This window comes from Flavobacterium yafengii, from assembly GCF_030010375.1.
GTDB lineage: Bacteria > Bacteroidota > Bacteroidia > Flavobacteriales > Flavobacteriaceae > Flavobacterium > Flavobacterium yafengii.
In genome coordinates this window covers 319,933-335,601 of record NZ_JASCRY010000003.1, presented here as the reverse complement: position 1 = coordinate 335,601, position 15,669 = coordinate 319,933, and the positions used below count along the sequence as shown (strand labels likewise).

Sequence of the window (15,669 nt, the reverse complement as noted above, 5' to 3'; positions counted from 1 at the left end):
AACCAGATCTTTAACTATTAATTTGCTGAATAATTATTAAAATTCTTTGTACATGACACACATTAAATTCACATCCGTTTTATTGCTTTTAGCATTAACCTTTAGCATCATAGCTTTTGGGCAAAGCAGTACCAACAAGGCTACTAAAAATGGTTTTGCAGTTTTGGAACTTTTCACTTCAGAAGGTTGTTCCAGTTGTCCTCCCGCAGATGACTTAATGGGTAAAATCCAAAATGAATACAAAGACAAGCCCGTTTATGTTCTTTCATACCACGTTGATTACTGGGATGATCTGGGCTGGAAAGATGTTTTCAGCAATGCTGATTACACCAAGAGACAGTACGAATATGCCAAATGGCTTAAAAAGGAGCCAATCTATACTCCACAGCTTATTATCAACGGTAAATCAGATTATATAGGCTCGAAAGAAACACCTGTGAGAGGTGGTATTACAAAGGTACTTTCTAAACCTGCTTTAGTGAACTTAAAGCTTTCAATACAAAGAGAAAAAAGCGGGGTAGTAGTTCACTATAAGGTTTCAGGAAATTCAAAAAGCACCCGTTTGGTATTAGCCTTAGTGCAGAAATCGGTAAAAAGCAACGTTAAGCGAGGAGAAAACGAAGGTAAGTTGCTATCTCATTATCAAATCGTGAGGAATTTGATCTTCCAAAAATTAGCTGTTGGCGAAAAAGGAACCCTAAACGTATATTTTCCAAAAAATTTTGATTCTCGAAATGCGGAGATTATAGGATTCATTCAAGACAATAACACAGGTGCCATTTTAGGAGCTGTAAAATCTGGTTTTTGACACCCGTAAAATTAAAACAGTATCGTGATGTAAAATAAAGATAAGACATTTGGAAACAACCTAAATTTTTCGCTGAACAAATAGGGGTATCTTTCAGATGGTTTGAGAATATTTCAGCAAGCTTTAAATAAAAGAAATCGCTGTAAAGGTTTTACCTGAACCCGTTGCCATTTGAATCAAGGCTTTTGGTCGCTGGTCTTTAAAAGATTTTTCTAAATTGGTAATAGCTGTAATTTGATAATCACGCAAACCATCAACGGTAGTGTTTCAGATTAGGTGTTTCTATAAAATAATAATGTAACTATCTGAAAGGAATATAATTTAAAAATTTTGAACACTAAAGAGGCGATCAACTAGGTTGCCTCTTGTATTTTTAAGTTTTTAAAAAGTCTTAAAATGCTTTTTGTATCTTAATGTATCAAAATAAGTCATAGAAATAAGATTTAATTTTTGTAATGGTAAATACTGCATTGTCCCAGTAATTTCCTCTGCGACTCATACAACGGGTAATTTTTTATAGGAATCAAGAACATTTACAAACTTTTTGTTGCATATTGGACACCTCAGTCAGAATGAAAAATCAACCCTTTCTCAATATTTCGGTTTTTAACCGCCATTTTCCAAGTTCTAAGCGTAGTTTCATCTGTACTCATTGCATCGCTCAAACTCCAACCTATAATTTTTCTGTTGTATAAATCCATAATAGTTGTCAGGTATACAAATCTCTCTTTGGTTTGGATATAAGTAATGTCTGAAAACCAGGGTTTTGAGAGCGTTTTTACAATAAACTCTCTGCTTAATATGTTTTCAACGATTAAATAATTTATGATTTGTGTTGGTTGTTGCTTTGAATTTCTTGCTTAATTTACTTCGCAAGCCTAACTGTTTCATATGTTTTGCCACGGTAATTCTTGAAATTTTATAACCAAAACTCTGCAGTTCTAATGTTATTCTTGGACTTACATGTCATTGCTTGGATTCAAGATAAATCAATGTTACCTGTTCTTTTATGGTAATTTTTCGTTGCTGTCTTGCAGTGATTATTTGTTTTTTCCATCGGTAATAACTTCCACTGCTCACTTGTAGAACTTTGTACATTTTTTTCAATCGGGAATAGCTGTTCATTGTTTTTAATAAAACTATAAATCATCGACCGCTCTTGGAAAAAAATGTCGATTGCTTTTTTTAATATATCACGCTCTAACTCGGTATCTTTTAGTCTTTTCTCCAGTTCATGAATTTTTTCTTGCTCGGAAGTTAGTTTTAAATTTCCTTTTCCAGGAAAACTCCCTTCTCCAAGCTCCTCGAACTCTTTGCGCCATTTATACAACTGTGGTGTTGTTATTGCTAACTTCTCTGGCGAGCTCTGATATGTTGGTTGTCTTATAAATCAATTGAATAGCTCTCTGTCATAAATTTTGCGGGCTTGTTTCAAAAGTTAAATTAAGATTTGTTTCTTAACTATTTATGATGGCTAAGTTAGCATGTCCAACCAACGGATTATAAACTTGTTTATTTCATCCGAAAAAAAACATTTACTTTTTTATAGACATTTGTCTGGTTTTTTTTATTCAATATTTATTGTCTTTGCCTAGAACAAACATATATGAATAATTGCTTAATATTCTTTTTGACAGATTTTTAAATTAAAGGGTCTTAAAAGCTAATCTTAAATGAAAAGTATGGAAGAAAATATTATAAAATTTTTAAGCGTAATAGAGTTTTTGTTTTATCTAATTTCTTGTTCCGGCTTGTTTTTTTTTGCAGGTTTTTAATAATCGCTATATGTGAATTAAAAGGTGTTGGGTGGATTCTATATAAATAGCTAAAAATGATAAAATATATTTTCGTTATTCTTTTTTTTGCTTTGAATGCCCAGGGGCAAAAATTGCATCATCAGATGTTGTCTGCTCAGGGATCTCGTAAGGTCTTGAAAAGTGGTAGTCTTATAAATCAGACAATCGGGCAAGCAAGTGTTTCAGGTAATTTTAGAAAAGACAATTTGATAATGAAACAGGGTTACCAACAAATGATGTTTTATGGGAAGGGTTTATTAATTGTTTCTGAAAGTATAACAACAATGACTTACCCAAATCCTATGTCGAACCATATTAATTTTAGATTTTCATCTGCAATTAAAGGTTTTATTAAGGTGTTCTTTATTGATTTAACAGGTAGAATTGTTTTTTATCAAGAAAAAAAGAGTGTCGAAAATGTTTTGACTGTTGATAATGTTTATTTAGCTGAAGGTAAGTATTTAATTAAACTAATAGGGGAAAATTACAGTTATACAACCAAGATATTAAAACTAAAATGAAAAAGGCAATCTTATTTTTTCGTTTTTAGGAATATGTATTGTCAAGAAGTATTTTTTTAAAATGGAAAGAATTTTACGAAATATGATTTTAAAGTATTGTTTAAACAATCAAATATTGATTTTCAAAGTGGCTCCGGTAGTAGTAGTGAAATAGGTTTTCTGAAAAAAATAAATAAAAAATTAATTCTTAACATTGATTTGTCACTAGATGAATACAATGGAGTTAGTTTGTACGATGGAGCTGTTTATAAATGGAGTACAAAACACATTGGAATTCAGGATGCAATTATTTATAAGATTTTTAGAACAGGTGTTTTTGATTTTAATGCTAAAATAGGAATTAAAGCGAGTACGGTAAAATATGGTAAGCAAGAAATGGATAGAGTTGTTTATGATTTAATGGGTGAAAAGGAGTTCTCTGGTTTTGTGCTAGTAAATTTATTGGCTATTCAATTAAAAAGTAATATATCTAAAAATTCAGCAATAAGTTTAGGATATAATTACAATACAAGCTTTAATTTAGCGAATACATCAGAAGAAAAATTATCGTTTAATATAAATCAAATTCAGTTAGGTGTTTTTTTTTTAATAAAAAATAATATTTTATGAAAATATTCTTTTTTATAATAGCGCTATTATTTTCATCTCTTTTTTACTCGCAAACTAGTGGGATAACCTATCAGGCGGTTATTCTTAGTCCTATTGAAGGGCAAATTCCGGGTGTAAATGATCAAAATGCGCCGTTAGCTAATAAGCAAATTTGTTTGCAGTTTACGATTTTTGATTCTAATTTGATAAATGAATATCAGGAAAAAGTACAGTTGACCACAGACGAATTTGGAATGGTGAATGTAATTATAGGTAAAGGAATTCAAACCGATGGTTATGCAGCTTCATTTGGCAAAATTAATTGGAATCCAACTAAGATGAGTTTAAAAGTTTCAGTAGATATTCTAGGACTTTGCAGTTCTTTTGAGGAAATAAGTAATCAACTTTTTTCATCGGTTCCTGCTGCCTATACGGCTGAAAATGTTACGGGTATTGTTTTAATTGGAAATGGAGGAACGGGTGGTACTACAATAACTGAAGCTAAAATTAATCTCGACTTAGAGAATGTAGATAATACTAGTGACTTGAACAAGCCTTTATCTACTGTTGCTCAAGTAGCTTTAAACGGTAAGTTAGATAAAGTATTGAAAGTTCCGGAAGAGATAATTACTTCGAACTCTGGTACATTGGCCATTAGGGGCTTACTACAGTCGTATGCGATTGGAAACCAATTGATATCTATTGATCCAGTAACTGGGATTTTAAGCCGAGCTTCATTTACATCGTCAATAGATGAAACTGTAGTTGATTACAATGCTGCTGAAGGCCAAGTACTTTTTGCAACTCCAATACCTATAAGTAGTGGTAATAAGGTTAATGTATATCGTAATGGTATACGGATAAATGCTATTGTTGTAGATGCCAATACAATAAAATTAGAGGCAGGTGTAATCTGTTCTCTAAATGATGAACTAAAAATAATTCAATTTAACTGAATACTAATCTTAAATACCTAAACTATAATGAAAAAATAATAATACTTTTAAATTTTTACCAAATTAAACGAAAGTCGTTTTCAATATTCAAATTACAAAAATTTAAAAAAATGATTAAAACAAAAAATAATTTTACCAAAAAATATGTTTTTAAGGCTTATGGGATTCTTTTCCTTCTAATCTTAATGAGTAATCAAGCAACGGCGCAAAAAACCAGCGGAGATTTTATTAAAGGAGGTAATACTGTAAAAGTAGTAGATAATAAGGGTACTATAAAGTACTTTCAGTCTAGCAATGGTATTACTCAGATTACAAATACTACAAATGACAAAACAACTACCACTTGGCAATTAGGTGGTACTTTAACTGATAATACTTATATAGATGCGACAGGTAAAGTATTTGCTTTAGATGGATTAGCATTATCTGCATTACCAGCTTCAACAAATGCCTTGAGTGGATCGAAAAACGGTGACGGTGGTTCTGGATCGGGATACACTTTATTAGTTCGTAATGAAGCTACCGGTGCTGTCGAAAAAATGTTAGCCACGAGTTTGATAACTGGAGGTGTTGCAGAATTTGTTTTAGGAAGTGACTTTGCCGCGGGAGTTTATGTTACTGCAGTAATACCGGCAATTACAACAGTGCCAAACAAAATTTCAGTGTTTAGAAATGGAATTAAATTACGCCAAACCGGTTCCGCCGATTGGTCAATTGGAGGAGGCGTTGTTACTTTTACTGCTGCCGCAGGTGAATTTTATACTGGCGATGTTATTGAAATACAATGGATTAACTAATTTTGTTAATTGTGAAAATGGTATTTTTTTAGTAGAATAATATTTTTTAAATGTTATGAAATAAAATTGAAGCACTTTTTTTTGAATTTTATAATTCAAATTATTAAAATCTTGTAGTTAACAAAGTAGTAATTGTTTGATATATTTAGAGTTGCAGTTTTAAGAGTGATTCTTTTATTTATAGAATAATTTTTTATAAAATTTTAAAAAAAGTGTTCCATTATCTAGTAGGTGATAATATTGATAACTAAGAGTTCATTAAGCAAAGTTAAATGTATTCTTTGCACTATTTTAAACAATATTTTTTAGTTGTAAACAGATAATCGTTTCATTGATGTACTATATTGTAATATGATTTGCTGAATTTTTATTTAAAAATTATTGAATCCAATAGGTTTGAAAAACATACTAGATATGACACTAAATTATTTAAAAAGTACAAAAAGTTTAGTTTCCGTCAATATAATTTAAATATATTAGATATACAAATTCTTAATTTTGCAATTATTTAAAAATAATGATAAGAAACTTTTTTTTTATTCTTAATCTTTTCCTTTTTTTTTCTGCTACTTATTCACAAACTATTAATTTAGTTGATAATAAAGGAATTATTAGGCAAGTTGAATATAGTAAATGGATGACTTCCGGGACGGCAATTTATAATAAAAATAGTGGGACGGTTGTCATAGGTCCTAATGCGGTTATAAATGTTAATGCTGCACTTCAGTTTGCAGCCACTGATAAAGGGATACTTATTCCGAGGGTTACATTGTCTTCATTGAGTAATTCTGCTCCGCTTCAATCATTAGGTGTAGAGGATGAAGGTATTTTGGTTTATAATATTGCGACAATTGCTGATGTGACACCAGGTTTTTATTATTGGGATAAAAGCGTTTGGAAAGCAGTGGATTCTGCAATTGCTGAAAATGTTACAGGAATTGTAGCCGGTGCAAATGGAGGTACAGGGGTTGTAAATAGTGGTAAGACGATAACTCTTGGCGGTAATTTGACAACTACGGGAGCCTTTACTACGAATTTAACAGCAACAGGAAATACTGCACTAACGCTGCCTACCACGGGAACCTTGGCTACTCTTACAGATATTACATCTGCTAATGGTACTAATGCAAATCTAACCGGCCCAATAACAAGTATAGGAAATGCTACTTCGGTTGCCTCGCAAACGGGAACAGGAACTAAATTTGTTATGGATACTGGACCAACCTTCGTTAATAACATCACTACGCCATCTATTATTGGCGGTACAGCAACTACTCAATCTCTTGTTTATAAAACAACAACAGGGATAGGTGTAGCGAATGCTGATCATATATTTCAAGTAGGGAATAACGGAGCTACGGAGGCAATGAGGATTGCAAATAATGGAAATGTAGGTATTGGAAATGCTCCAAATGCAAAATTAGATGTAAAGGGTACTTTTCGACTTACAGGGGCAACCTCCGGTGGAGTAAATTTTGCAGTGCTAGCAGCTGCGGGTTCATCAACATATACTTGGCCAAGTTCAAGTCCGGCTTCTAGTGGAGTTTTACAAAGTAATAGTACAGGAACTTTAAGTTGGGTAACTGCAGCAACCGGAAATGCGTTAACAACGAATCCACTATCACAGTTTGCAACAACAACATCAGCACAATTATCAGGAGTACTAAGTGATGAAACGGGTACAGGTAGTGCGGTATTTTCATCATCACCAACATTAGTAACACCCAATCTAGGAACTCCATCAACATTAATAGGAACTAATATTACAGGAACTGCCACCGGCTTAACTGCCGGCACAGCAACAAATGTTACAGGAATTGTAGCCGGTGCAAATGGAGGTACAGGGGTTGTAAATAGTGGTAAGACGATAACTCTTGGCGGTAATTTGACAACTACGGGAGCCTTTACTACGAATTTAACAGCAACAGGAAATACTGCACTAACGCTGCCAGCTACTGGCACTTTAGCAACACTTGTTGGAACTGAAACACTTACAAATAAAACACTAGCTAATGTTACAAGCATTACTGGAACCTCGGGAGCGAGTACTATAGCTAATTTTAGTACCGTAGTCAATAGTGTTGCTGTGACAAATTATAGTTTAGTTCAAGCTGACAATGGAAAAATGCTCAATTTTACAAGCGCCTCGCCTATTACGCTAACTGTACCCGCTGGGCTTAGCCCGGGTTTTAACTGCTTGGTTGTGCAATATGGTACAGGGGTAATAACCTTTGCGGGGAGTGGTACCACTGTGGTGAATAAAAACAATTTCATTAAAACTAATGGTTTGTATGCCATAGTTACCATTGTAAGCCCTGTCACTAATGTATTTATCACTAGCGGTAACATGAATTAATTTATAAAAAGACGTAAAAAAAAATTTTATTATTAAGTATTTTTATGATTTGTCACAGATTACAGTACCTAGTTTTTACGGGTTATATCAGGAGGAGGTTTCCTTAAATCCTATTGGTAGCTTTGCTTACTGTAGTAGTATTTCACAGACTACAATTGTTCCTGTAATTTCTATAAACACCGGTAAAACGTGGATGGACAGGAATCTTGGTGCCAGTCGGGCGGCAACATCAGCTACGGATAAAGAAGCGCCTGGTTGTCTATATCAGTGGGGTAGAGGTAACGACGCCACGCGAGTGTCGAATGGACTTCTGCTACTACAGGAATTTCTATAAATGGAGCAGCCACTTCAACACTTGTTACTACCGATTTCCCTGGAAATGAGGTATTCATCTATAGTCCTTTTAGCCCTTACGATTGGAGAAGCGATAACAATGATACCCGTTGGCAAGGCATAAATGGAGTAAATAATCCCTGCCCGACAGGGTATCGCATTCCTACTTTGGCAGAAATAGATGCTGAATTTAGGAGTCTTAATATTACTAATTATATTAGCGCTTTTGACTCAATATTTAAGTTTACAGTTCCTGGAAATCGGTAGTATTTAAGCGGGTCCTTTTCTGAAACCGGTATAAGTGCTATCTATGTCAATAGCACCGTTACGGGAGCTGCCGGATTTGGTTTGTGCACATATATAACTGGCCCATCAGTTACTAATAGATCCTATGGCAGAGCACAAGGTTTTTCCGTTCGTTGTATCCAAAATTAGTTTGTAAATTCGGTTTTTGAAGGCAGTACAGCAAACATTTTCGTTCTTAATATTTGTCTAATGGCTAACCGGTTTGATAGGATAGTAGTGCACTATTTTGCTGGTGTAATTGGTTTTGCCATGATTTTTAATAATGTTTGAATAAATCTAAGTTCCCTTAATACTGTTGGTTTATATTCCAGCGTTGCCATCGTAAGTCCGGTAACTAATATATAAACCGCTACTGATAAAATAAATTAATTGGTTATAAAAAAATGAAGACATTTTAATAATTGCAAGTACTGGCGTAGGCAGAAGTTACTTAGGCACCGCATTGCATACAAGGTTTTAAAGTGGGTTATTTTAATAATTCGAAGCTGTTTGTTAAATTAAAAATGGACAAAGCAGATGGTTCTTATCTGCGAGAATTGGCCAAAATTGAAAGGCAAGATGTCATTATTTTGAACGATTTTGGACTCCAAACATTAGATAGTCATAATCGAATTACCTTTTTAGAAATCATTGGAGAAAAAACCATAGCTGATGCAATTTTGGATAGGCTTATACATCAATCTCACCGAATCTCACTGCACGGAAAATCTATGAAAAAGAAAAAAAAGCATAAACAAGGGATAATATTTTAAGTATATTTGAATACTAATTAACAGATGAAATAAAGTAATTTTTAATGAAAAATGGAGGTGGTCATTTTGCACCGAAATTAGGTAGTCATTTTGAATTGGAATCAGGTGATCCTTTAAATTGGAATTGGGTGGTTAATATCTCTGGAATTTGCAGTTTTGAATGCATTATGGATTTTGAAAAAGGCCTTGCTTTCCTCGAACATAGAGACATATGTGGTAAGTGGTATACCATCATATAAACCGCTGGTTGCTCCGACTAAGGAACTCGCACAAACTGAAAGGATTTTCGTATTGGCACTGTGCTTTTCTTTGATCCGTTTGAGGATAGGTCATCCGGTATCTTAGAACACGGTAATCATTGCAGAAATTACCACTACATCAGGTTTTATTTTTAAAGAATCTAATACGGTGAATGGTACATTTGGATAAATAAATAGCCCTTTGAGTAATACTATAACGCTTTTCCTTTCGACTCCAACATATATCTTTGCTTGTTTAGTCGCATTGAAAAGATAGTATGGTGCCACCAAATTGAATATCTCAGTACCTTTATTATTAGCAATAATCACAAGTATAGCTTTCAACTTTGGAATTAACTACTCTAATTTGGTATTTTTTATAATGAAAAGTATCACAAGAAAAGGCAATACTTTTAATTATCCTAAGTGAATATTTTTAGTAAGTGAGATAGCGTGTTGGGGAAATATTATACTATTAGTTTGAGCTAAAAAAAGATTTAGAGTTCGCATCGCTACAAACCCTAAATCACCTAAACAAGGTATAAGAAATAGCTAACTTTAAAATTGATATCTATATCCAAAGTCTGGCTGAAACCCAATTTGATCAACTTGGTTTATCTGTTGTGTTAAACGGTTGTAATCTTTGGAGAAAACAGTTCATGATAGTAGTTTTTTAATTGTCAGACCATTTTTTATCAGGGATTTTATCGGGAATTGTTTTTTGCTTCCCACAAGACCTTGCCAAAGTTGAATGATGTTTCCTTTCACAGGACTTTTATCTCCTATCAGGTGGCTGAAATAGCTGTTGAAGAAATACTGTTGCCACAGGGCAATAAATTCTTCCAAGAGGCAATCTGCTTTAATATTGACCGATACTGTACCCATGCAGACCCTGCCATCTTGATAGAGATTAAAAAAAGGAGCATGGGATAGGATGGTTAGTTCGTTGATGCCGGCATCGGAATCCATTGCAAAAATCCACAGTGTATTTTTAGAGGCTTTCCAAAGCAGGGGCGGTAGGGATGCCCTGCCATTTGGAATGCACAAAGCCTCCACGAAAAACAAATCGACCTTTTGGGCAGGAGTATGCCATATCGCATAGCCATTTTGGTCGGGATTCAAGTACAGTATATTTTTGGGAAGCAAACCTGACGGTTTTAAAAAATTACGTTTGAGTTCTTCTGAAGTATCGAGGGTATTGGCAAGATTGGTACTTTCATGCACGCTCAGCGGATGCGCGTTTAGGGGATAGCCATTTTTGTCCATATCGTAGGCTTCCACGTAGATACTTTTGTCGGATGTATTTTTCTGATAGACCACAAATGCTTTTACAGGATGGTATAATGTTCCGAAAGTGGCGGTGATGTCTTTCATGGAATTTGATTTAAAAGGGTACATAAGTCATTAAGTAGCGGAAAAAGTCGGTATTCAAAATCCAGTCCCTCAGTAGAGGGATTGTTCTGCGTGTCATATAGCTGTATCAGCGTGGGCTGTTCCATTTCTGAACACTCGTTGAATTCGTCATTGACCATTCTGGCGATGTTTTCATAAAGCGTGCCCTCGTTCTCGGCTACAAATGAAATGTACTGCTGTGCTCTGATGATACCATCGTCCTCTTCCAGTTCGGCATTGGAGGTCGAACGGAAAACGGTGTATTTGGGATAATCCTGCAATAGTACGTACGCTTTTTTGGCTATGTTCAGGCATTCCCTGTCAAAAGAACTCTTTTGTTTGTGGCAGTCAATGCGCTGTCTGAATTGGTTTAGCTGATACGGATTGTATATTTTACGGTGTATTATATCCCCATAAAAGGATGCCTTGTTGATTTCTAAATTAGTACTGTTTTTTTCGTCTGTTTCGTCTTCTTCCCAACCTTCCATCAGCCAGTCCTCCATACATTCGTAATAATAGGCAAGTGCGCTGTAGTTGTCCCTGTAATAGGGAATCCCTGCGATATGGTACAGATAGGCAAAGACAGACAGCAATAATTCTACATTCTGTTTTTGCTTCCTGTCCTGCAAAAGTCTGTACAGGGGCAGGACAGGAATATAGTACAAGGTCATGTCTGTATTGTAGGTATGACGGGTGAAGAGTTTTACCGTTTTATCATCAGCGAGGATTGCCAGTTCGATGTCCTGTCTTGATGCGCTTAATTCTTTTTGTGCATAATGGTGCGCCAATAGGATATTGTAGGGATACGGTTTGTCTGTTACGTTGCTTATCTTAAATCCATACAATCTTGTGAGGATGGAAAGGGATTCAAAAAAATCCTTTTGGGTGCTTGCCTTGTCGGGGAGTTCCTTGTCCCTCTCAAATAAGGGCAGGAATTGCTGTCTTAAAAAACCATCGGTAACAGGTCGAGTGGAGCAGACTTTGGTTGGTTTGTTTTTACTTCCTGTGCATCGGACAGACGGTTCAGGTCGCTTGTAAATTTGCCTAACTGCTGATAGAGTTTCCATTGCTTTTTATTTTTGGGCAGACTGATACTGCCTGTTATGGTTTTTGTTTTCATGGTTTATCCTTTAGTGCCGATTTGGGCAACAAATTTGTACTGGATGGCATCGTCATTAATGACGGGACCCTCTATGGTGGCTGTGGTCAGGATAGGATAGGTCTGCGCATAAAAATTGAGTACCGCCTCAGGGCTGTATGTCGTGGACGGGTCAGCGAGTTTGATATCCTGCTCTTTGTCTTTAAAGGAAAAAATCCTTTTTAAATGTGTGGCTGTTAACATGGCTCTTGGATTTTGGGTTCATTGAATAGGTCAGGGGCAAACTGTTTGGAAAGTCCCATCCGACGGTTGCGAATGGTTTCTGTGTGTTCGGGATAGATTTCTGTCTGCGGGACTTTTATCCATGCTTCACGGTATTTGCCATCGGCTTCGAGTTCGTCCACTTTTTTCATGGCTTGCTCGTACTGTTTCTGTTTGTCGCTCTTGTCCCTGTCTGCTTTGGAGGTGTTGTCCTTTTCCATTTGGGAGGTGATTTTTGCCTGTTCTTTTTGTTTAAGGAACTGCTCCATATTGGCAAATAATTGAGCCGTTTCTTTTATGGGCAGTTCGATGGCTTGAAAAAATTCATCATCGAGTTCCTGCGGTGTTCCTTTGAGCAGGATGGGCGGTACTTTTTTGCGAGCATCATCGCCAACGCAGTTGTTGTAGAACAGTACCGATACGATAAGTCTGTCAGCAGTTTCTTTTGCTATGTTTATTGTCCAGTCGCCTGCCACTTCGAGGGCAATGATGGATTTAAAAAAATTAGTTTCCATTGTCTTACGTTTTAATTTATTTTCAAATCAATTATCAAATACACTGCTATAAATAGTATAGCAGTATTCCTCAAAGCAAAGCCAACACATAAAAGTGTAATGAGGACTTTTAAAACGGTTTGGTATTGGCTCGCCAAGCCCGTCTTCCAAATCATTTTTAATGTTCTCAAGGTCTTCGAGATGGGCAATATAAAATGCTTTACAGTCAGCGTGATATATGAATTCACTTATCATACCGCTGATGCAACCGCCGTGTTGCAGGTCTTCCAAGAACAATCTCAACTTTTCTTTCTTCTTACCATCGTAACTCTCGATATGACCCAAAATTATTTTGTTAAATGCCGTACTTACCTCGTACGTACGGTAGGCTGTTTTTTCTAAGGCTTTCATAATAATGTATTTTGGCGTTAGTGATTTTTAGATTGGCATGTAGGATTAAAAGGGAATGTCAGAAGGTTCTTTTTCCTGTACGATGTTACTCGATGCACCGCTGTTGTTATTTTCCTGTACTTTTTTGGCAAATACCAATATTTTAAGGCTGTTGGTGTGAAAGGTCAGTCTACCCAAAGCCTTGCCATCGCTACTGTTGTAGACACTCAGTCCAATGCGCCCGAATAGCTGAACGAGTGCTCCTTTTTTGAGCCACTCGGCAGTCTTTGCATTTAGCCAGTACGAACAGTCTATATTCGTCACTATTTCCCTTGGCTCGGTACTGTTTTTAGGTTTGTAGCTGTCATTGATGGCGATGCTGAAATTAACCACCTGTTTGTCGCTATTCACTTTGTGAATTGTGGCATCTGCTGTAATGCGTCCTGTGATTTCCATGATGTAAAAAATTTGTGATTACTACTGTTTTGATTTCTTCCCCAGTCCCCGTAAAAAATATTTTCAAAAGAAAAAACGGAAAAAAAGAAAGCAAGAAATAAGGGGCTTATGGATGTGGAGAGCTATAAGTCCCGTAGGGTGGCCAGTGCAACGCAGCCATTATGCGCTTGCAGCATCCTAGAGACACTATCTTAGCTGCCTTTTAGTCCGTTTCGAGTGGAAATACAATCTTAGCCCAACCTTACTTTTCTTGTTTGCATATATTTAACAGTACTGTGTAAACAAAATTGTTTACTTTTGTACTATGAAAACGATACTTGATACTATTAAGGGGATCCATCCCGGCTATGTACTGGAGCGCGAGTTGGAAAAACGTCTTTTGCGTAAGGGGCAGTTTGCGCTTTCAGTTGGTGAGTTCCCACAAACCTTGACGGCTATTACCAAGGGCAAGCGCAGGATGAATATAACGCTGGCGCGTAAGATTGAGAAGGTACTGGCCATAGAGGAAGGTTATTTTATGGTTTTGCAGGTGTATTATGATATTGAGCAAGAGAAGAAGAAAGAAAATAAGCAACAAAAAAATGACCAAAAGCCTAATTTAGACCTGCTTCGAAAAGTCTTATTTTGGGATACGGACATCAAAAAAATAGACTGGCAGCAACAAAAAAAAGCGGTTATCAAAAGAATTTTTGAACGTGGCAATGAAGAAGAAAAAAAGGAGATTAGCCGTTTTTACGGTCCAGATACCGTAACTGCTATTCTAAATTCATAAATAAAAAAATCATAAATCAAACCATGCCATTATATTTCAATACCGTTACCCCACTTCTGAAAACCATTTTAGAGGATTTAATGCAGGCCAAGGAATTTGAATCTTTTAGACTCATAGGAGGCACGGCATTGAGCTTGTATTACGGGCACAGGATGTCTGTGGATATCGATCTGTTCAGTGATGCGGAATATGGAACTTTGGATTTCAACTCGATCGATGCATATCTGAGGGCCAATTATTTTTATGTCGACAGCATGGATATTGCTCCAATGGGCATGGGTAAATCGTATTATGTAGGAAGGAGCAGTGAAGAGAGTGTGAAACTGGATCTTTATTATACAGATGATTTTATAGACGAAGTACAAGAGTTCAATGGACTCAGACTGGCCAGTAAGGCAGAGATTGCAGCCATGAAACTTGATGTGGTGCAAAGGACAGGGAGAAAAAAAGATTTTTGGGATATCGACAGGTTAAAGGATGATTTTACAATCAATGAAATGTTTGTCCTGCATGAAAAAAGATACCCCTATACCCATGACAGGAAACTACTGAAAGAGAAATTCACGGACTTCACCCAGGCCGATGATGATTTTGAACCTTTATGCCTCAGAGGAAGACATTGGGAACTCATTAAACTCGATATGATGGAGTTTATTGGGCCACTGGAAGATTAATTTAATTATACAGTTGCCCTTATCAGGATATTATAATAATGATCCGATTCCTCCTTCGTAAAAAAAATCTAGTAGTATAAGTTCCGTATTGGGAAGGTCAAATATATTTTTAACACCGAGACCAGAAAAAAATAGGTCTGTATCGTTAAAGAGTGTTATTGCTTAATTTGTTTTTTACCAGTAACAGCAGGGTAGCTTCATCTTGCAATCCATTGAAATATTTATCGAGGACTTTAGCAAATACAGGATCTGTATTTTCAACATTTGCAAATAATGTCATGCAGGAGAATAATTTCAGATCGTCAGGAGTTCCGAATATATCTGTTGCTATTTTTCCTTTTATGTGCAATACCTCCGTAGCAATTTCAACCAGATGTTTGCCTAGAATGGGATGTTGTAAATAGGCAGTAGCCTCATTCAAATCTTTGATTCCATAGTACTGTGCCGTTTCACTGGAACCCAATCCTTTCATTTGGGGGAAGATATACCACATCCAATGGGTGTACTTTTTACCTTTTTTTATTTCAGAAAGCGCTTTTAGGTACACTTGGTTTTGTGCTTCTAAAAATCGGATTAATTGGTTGTTGTCCCTCATTTTTTTATGTATGTTGCCACTGAAAAATCGCAGGGCTAAATTAATTTATTTGTTTTTGTATTCAAAGAGTCAAAAAACTTTTTT

20 protein-coding genes are annotated in these 15,669 nt (G+C 35.8%); 9 read left to right on the top strand and 11 right to left on the bottom strand.

All coding sequences use genetic code 11. The features are described 5' to 3' along the window. Positions 1 to 52 precede the first annotated feature (52 nt). Positions 53 to 808, top strand: a complete 756-nt coding sequence (locus tag QLS97_RS11770; RefSeq protein WP_282716887.1) for a DUF1223 domain-containing protein — start codon at positions 53 to 55, stop codon at positions 806 to 808. A gap of 123 nt (positions 809 to 931) precedes the next feature. Here QLS97_RS11770 and QLS97_RS11765 read toward each other — a convergent pair whose 3' ends face one another. The 3 genes from QLS97_RS11765 to QLS97_RS11755 form a co-directional block, all read right to left on the bottom strand. Next, the gene (locus tag QLS97_RS11765) at positions 932 to 1,057 is read right to left on the bottom strand and encodes a DEAD/DEAH box helicase family protein (RefSeq protein WP_282716886.1); all 126 of its coding nucleotides are present in this window, start codon (positions 1,055 to 1,057) and stop codon (positions 932 to 934) included. Between the two features lie 314 nt (positions 1,058 to 1,371). Beyond that, on the bottom strand, positions 1,372 to 1,557 hold the full coding sequence (locus QLS97_RS11760) for a DDE-type integrase/transposase/recombinase (RefSeq protein WP_282717224.1): 186 nt from the start codon (positions 1,555 to 1,557) through the stop codon (positions 1,372 to 1,374). Positions 1,558 to 1,787: 230 nt separating this feature from the next. After that, entirely contained in the window at positions 1,788 to 2,153 is a 366-nt protein-coding gene (locus tag QLS97_RS11755) for a hypothetical protein (protein WP_345956948.1), read from the bottom strand. Positions 2,154 to 2,639: 486 nt separating this feature from the next. Here QLS97_RS11755 and QLS97_RS11750 point away from each other — a divergent pair, with 486 nt between their 5' ends. The 6 genes from QLS97_RS11750 to QLS97_RS11725 all read left to right on the top strand — a co-directional run bounded on the left by QLS97_RS11750 (position 2,640) and on the right by QLS97_RS11725 (position 9,213). Then, positions 2,640 to 3,125 carry a T9SS type A sorting domain-containing protein gene (locus QLS97_RS11750; RefSeq protein WP_282716884.1) on the top strand — a complete coding sequence of 162 codons (486 nt, stop codon included), beginning with the start codon at positions 2,640 to 2,642 and terminating at the stop codon, positions 3,123 to 3,125. Positions 3,126 to 3,221: 96 nt separating this feature from the next. After that, positions 3,222 to 3,734, top strand: a complete 513-nt coding sequence (locus QLS97_RS11745; protein WP_282716883.1) for a hypothetical protein — start codon at positions 3,222 to 3,224, stop codon at positions 3,732 to 3,734. Beyond that, positions 3,731 to 4,669, top strand: a complete 939-nt coding sequence (locus QLS97_RS11740; RefSeq protein WP_282716882.1) for a hypothetical protein — start codon at positions 3,731 to 3,733, stop codon at positions 4,667 to 4,669. The genes QLS97_RS11745 and QLS97_RS11740 overlap by 4 nt, the downstream gene beginning before the upstream one ends. A 110-nt stretch (positions 4,670 to 4,779) precedes the next feature. Beyond that, positions 4,780 to 5,466 (top strand): hypothetical protein, encoded by a 687-nt coding sequence (locus QLS97_RS11735; protein ID WP_282716880.1) that lies wholly within the window; start codon positions 4,780 to 4,782, stop codon positions 5,464 to 5,466. Between the two features lie 637 nt (positions 5,467 to 6,103). Next, a complete protein-coding gene (locus QLS97_RS11730; protein ID WP_282716879.1) occupies positions 6,104 to 7,822 on the top strand; it encodes a beta strand repeat-containing protein in 1,719 nt (572 codons plus the stop codon). A gap of 1,142 nt (positions 7,823 to 8,964) precedes the next feature. After that, on the top strand, positions 8,965 to 9,213 hold the full coding sequence (locus QLS97_RS11725) for an ATP-binding protein (RefSeq protein WP_428831786.1): 249 nt from the start codon (positions 8,965 to 8,967) through the stop codon (positions 9,211 to 9,213). Between the two features lie 896 nt (positions 9,214 to 10,109). Here QLS97_RS11725 and QLS97_RS11720 read toward each other — a convergent pair. From QLS97_RS11720 to QLS97_RS11690, 7 genes are all read right to left on the bottom strand, one after another. Further along, positions 10,110 to 10,826 (bottom strand): PRTRC system protein B, encoded by a 717-nt coding sequence (locus tag QLS97_RS11720; RefSeq protein WP_282716878.1) that lies wholly within the window; start codon positions 10,824 to 10,826, stop codon positions 10,110 to 10,112. Beyond that, complete coding sequence (locus QLS97_RS11715; RefSeq protein ID WP_282716877.1) at positions 10,823 to 11,437, bottom strand: hypothetical protein; 615 nt, start codon at positions 11,435 to 11,437, stop codon at positions 10,823 to 10,825. The genes QLS97_RS11720 and QLS97_RS11715 overlap by 4 nt, the downstream gene beginning before the upstream one ends. A 350-nt stretch (positions 11,438 to 11,787) precedes the next feature. Next, positions 11,788 to 11,964, bottom strand: a complete 177-nt coding sequence (locus tag QLS97_RS11710) for a hypothetical protein (protein WP_282716876.1) — start codon at positions 11,962 to 11,964, stop codon at positions 11,788 to 11,790. Positions 11,965 to 11,967: 3 nt separating this feature from the next. Beyond that, the gene (locus QLS97_RS11705; RefSeq protein ID WP_282716875.1) at positions 11,968 to 12,186 is read right to left on the bottom strand and encodes a PRTRC system protein C; all 219 of its coding nucleotides are present in this window, start codon (positions 12,184 to 12,186) and stop codon (positions 11,968 to 11,970) included. Then, the gene (locus QLS97_RS11700) at positions 12,180 to 12,719 is read right to left on the bottom strand and encodes a prtrc system protein e (RefSeq protein WP_282716874.1); all 540 of its coding nucleotides are present in this window, start codon (positions 12,717 to 12,719) and stop codon (positions 12,180 to 12,182) included. The genes QLS97_RS11705 and QLS97_RS11700 overlap by 7 nt, the downstream gene beginning before the upstream one ends. A 27-nt stretch (positions 12,720 to 12,746) precedes the next feature. Continuing rightward, positions 12,747 to 13,109 carry a DUF7222 domain-containing protein gene (locus tag QLS97_RS11695; RefSeq protein ID WP_282716872.1) on the bottom strand — a complete coding sequence of 121 codons (363 nt, stop codon included), beginning with the start codon at positions 13,107 to 13,109 and terminating at the stop codon, positions 12,747 to 12,749. Positions 13,110 to 13,154: 45 nt separating this feature from the next. Further along, positions 13,155 to 13,544, bottom strand: coding sequence for a single-stranded DNA-binding protein (locus QLS97_RS11690; protein WP_282716870.1), 390 nt, complete (start codon positions 13,542 to 13,544; stop codon positions 13,155 to 13,157). A gap of 304 nt (positions 13,545 to 13,848) precedes the next feature. On the opposite strand from QLS97_RS11690, the gene QLS97_RS11685 reads away from it, so the two are divergent. Together QLS97_RS11685 and QLS97_RS11680 are read left to right on the top strand one after the other, a co-directional pair. Next, the gene (locus QLS97_RS11685) at positions 13,849 to 14,316 is read left to right on the top strand and encodes a helix-turn-helix transcriptional regulator (protein WP_282716869.1); all 468 of its coding nucleotides are present in this window, start codon (positions 13,849 to 13,851) and stop codon (positions 14,314 to 14,316) included. 23 nt (positions 14,317 to 14,339) lie between these two features. After that, positions 14,340 to 14,990 carry a nucleotidyl transferase AbiEii/AbiGii toxin family protein gene (locus tag QLS97_RS11680; RefSeq protein WP_282716868.1) on the top strand — a complete coding sequence of 217 codons (651 nt, stop codon included), beginning with the start codon at positions 14,340 to 14,342 and terminating at the stop codon, positions 14,988 to 14,990. A gap of 145 nt (positions 14,991 to 15,135) precedes the next feature. On the opposite strand, the gene QLS97_RS11675 is transcribed toward QLS97_RS11680, so the two are convergent. Continuing rightward, the gene (locus QLS97_RS11675; RefSeq protein WP_282716866.1) at positions 15,136 to 15,585 is read right to left on the bottom strand and encodes a DUF1810 domain-containing protein; all 450 of its coding nucleotides are present in this window, start codon (positions 15,583 to 15,585) and stop codon (positions 15,136 to 15,138) included. Between the last annotated feature and the right edge of the window lie 84 nt (positions 15,586 to 15,669).

Excerpts from the sequence above, each read along its gene's own strand:
- QLS97_RS11770 (WP_282716887.1), top strand. The coding sequence starts at position 53 with ATGACACACATTAAATTCACATCCGTTTTATTGCTTTTAGCATTAACC.
- QLS97_RS11750 (WP_282716884.1), top strand. The coding sequence starts at position 2,640 with ATGATAAAATATATTTTCGTTATTCTTTTTTTTGCTTTGAATGCCCAG.
- QLS97_RS11740 (WP_282716882.1), top strand. The coding sequence starts at position 3,731 with ATGAAAATATTCTTTTTTATAATAGCGCTATTATTTTCATCTCTTTTT.
- QLS97_RS11735 (WP_282716880.1), top strand. The coding sequence starts at position 4,780 with ATGATTAAAACAAAAAATAATTTTACCAAAAAATATGTTTTTAAGGCT.
- QLS97_RS11730 (WP_282716879.1), top strand. The coding sequence starts at position 6,104 with ATGACTTCCGGGACGGCAATTTATAATAAAAATAGTGGGACGGTTGTC.
- QLS97_RS11725 (WP_428831786.1), top strand. The coding sequence starts at position 8,965 with ATGGACAAAGCAGATGGTTCTTATCTGCGAGAATTGGCCAAAATTGAA.
- QLS97_RS11720 (WP_282716878.1), bottom strand. The coding sequence starts at position 10,826 with ATGAAAGACATCACCGCCACTTTCGGAACATTATACCATCCTGTAAAA.
- QLS97_RS11710 (WP_282716876.1), bottom strand. The coding sequence starts at position 11,964 with ATGAAAACAAAAACCATAACAGGCAGTATCAGTCTGCCCAAAAATAAA.
- QLS97_RS11705 (WP_282716875.1), bottom strand. The coding sequence starts at position 12,186 with ATGTTAACAGCCACACATTTAAAAAGGATTTTTTCCTTTAAAGACAAA.
- QLS97_RS11700 (WP_282716874.1), bottom strand. The coding sequence starts at position 12,719 with ATGGAAACTAATTTTTTTAAATCCATCATTGCCCTCGAAGTGGCAGGC.
- QLS97_RS11695 (WP_282716872.1), bottom strand. The coding sequence starts at position 13,109 with ATGAAAGCCTTAGAAAAAACAGCCTACCGTACGTACGAGGTAAGTACG.
- QLS97_RS11690 (WP_282716870.1), bottom strand. The coding sequence starts at position 13,544 with ATGGAAATCACAGGACGCATTACAGCAGATGCCACAATTCACAAAGTG.
- QLS97_RS11685 (WP_282716869.1), top strand. The coding sequence starts at position 13,849 with ATGAAAACGATACTTGATACTATTAAGGGGATCCATCCCGGCTATGTA.
- QLS97_RS11680 (WP_282716868.1), top strand. The coding sequence starts at position 14,340 with ATGCCATTATATTTCAATACCGTTACCCCACTTCTGAAAACCATTTTA.
- QLS97_RS11675 (WP_282716866.1), bottom strand. The coding sequence starts at position 15,585 with ATGAGGGACAACAACCAATTAATCCGATTTTTAGAAGCACAAAACCAA.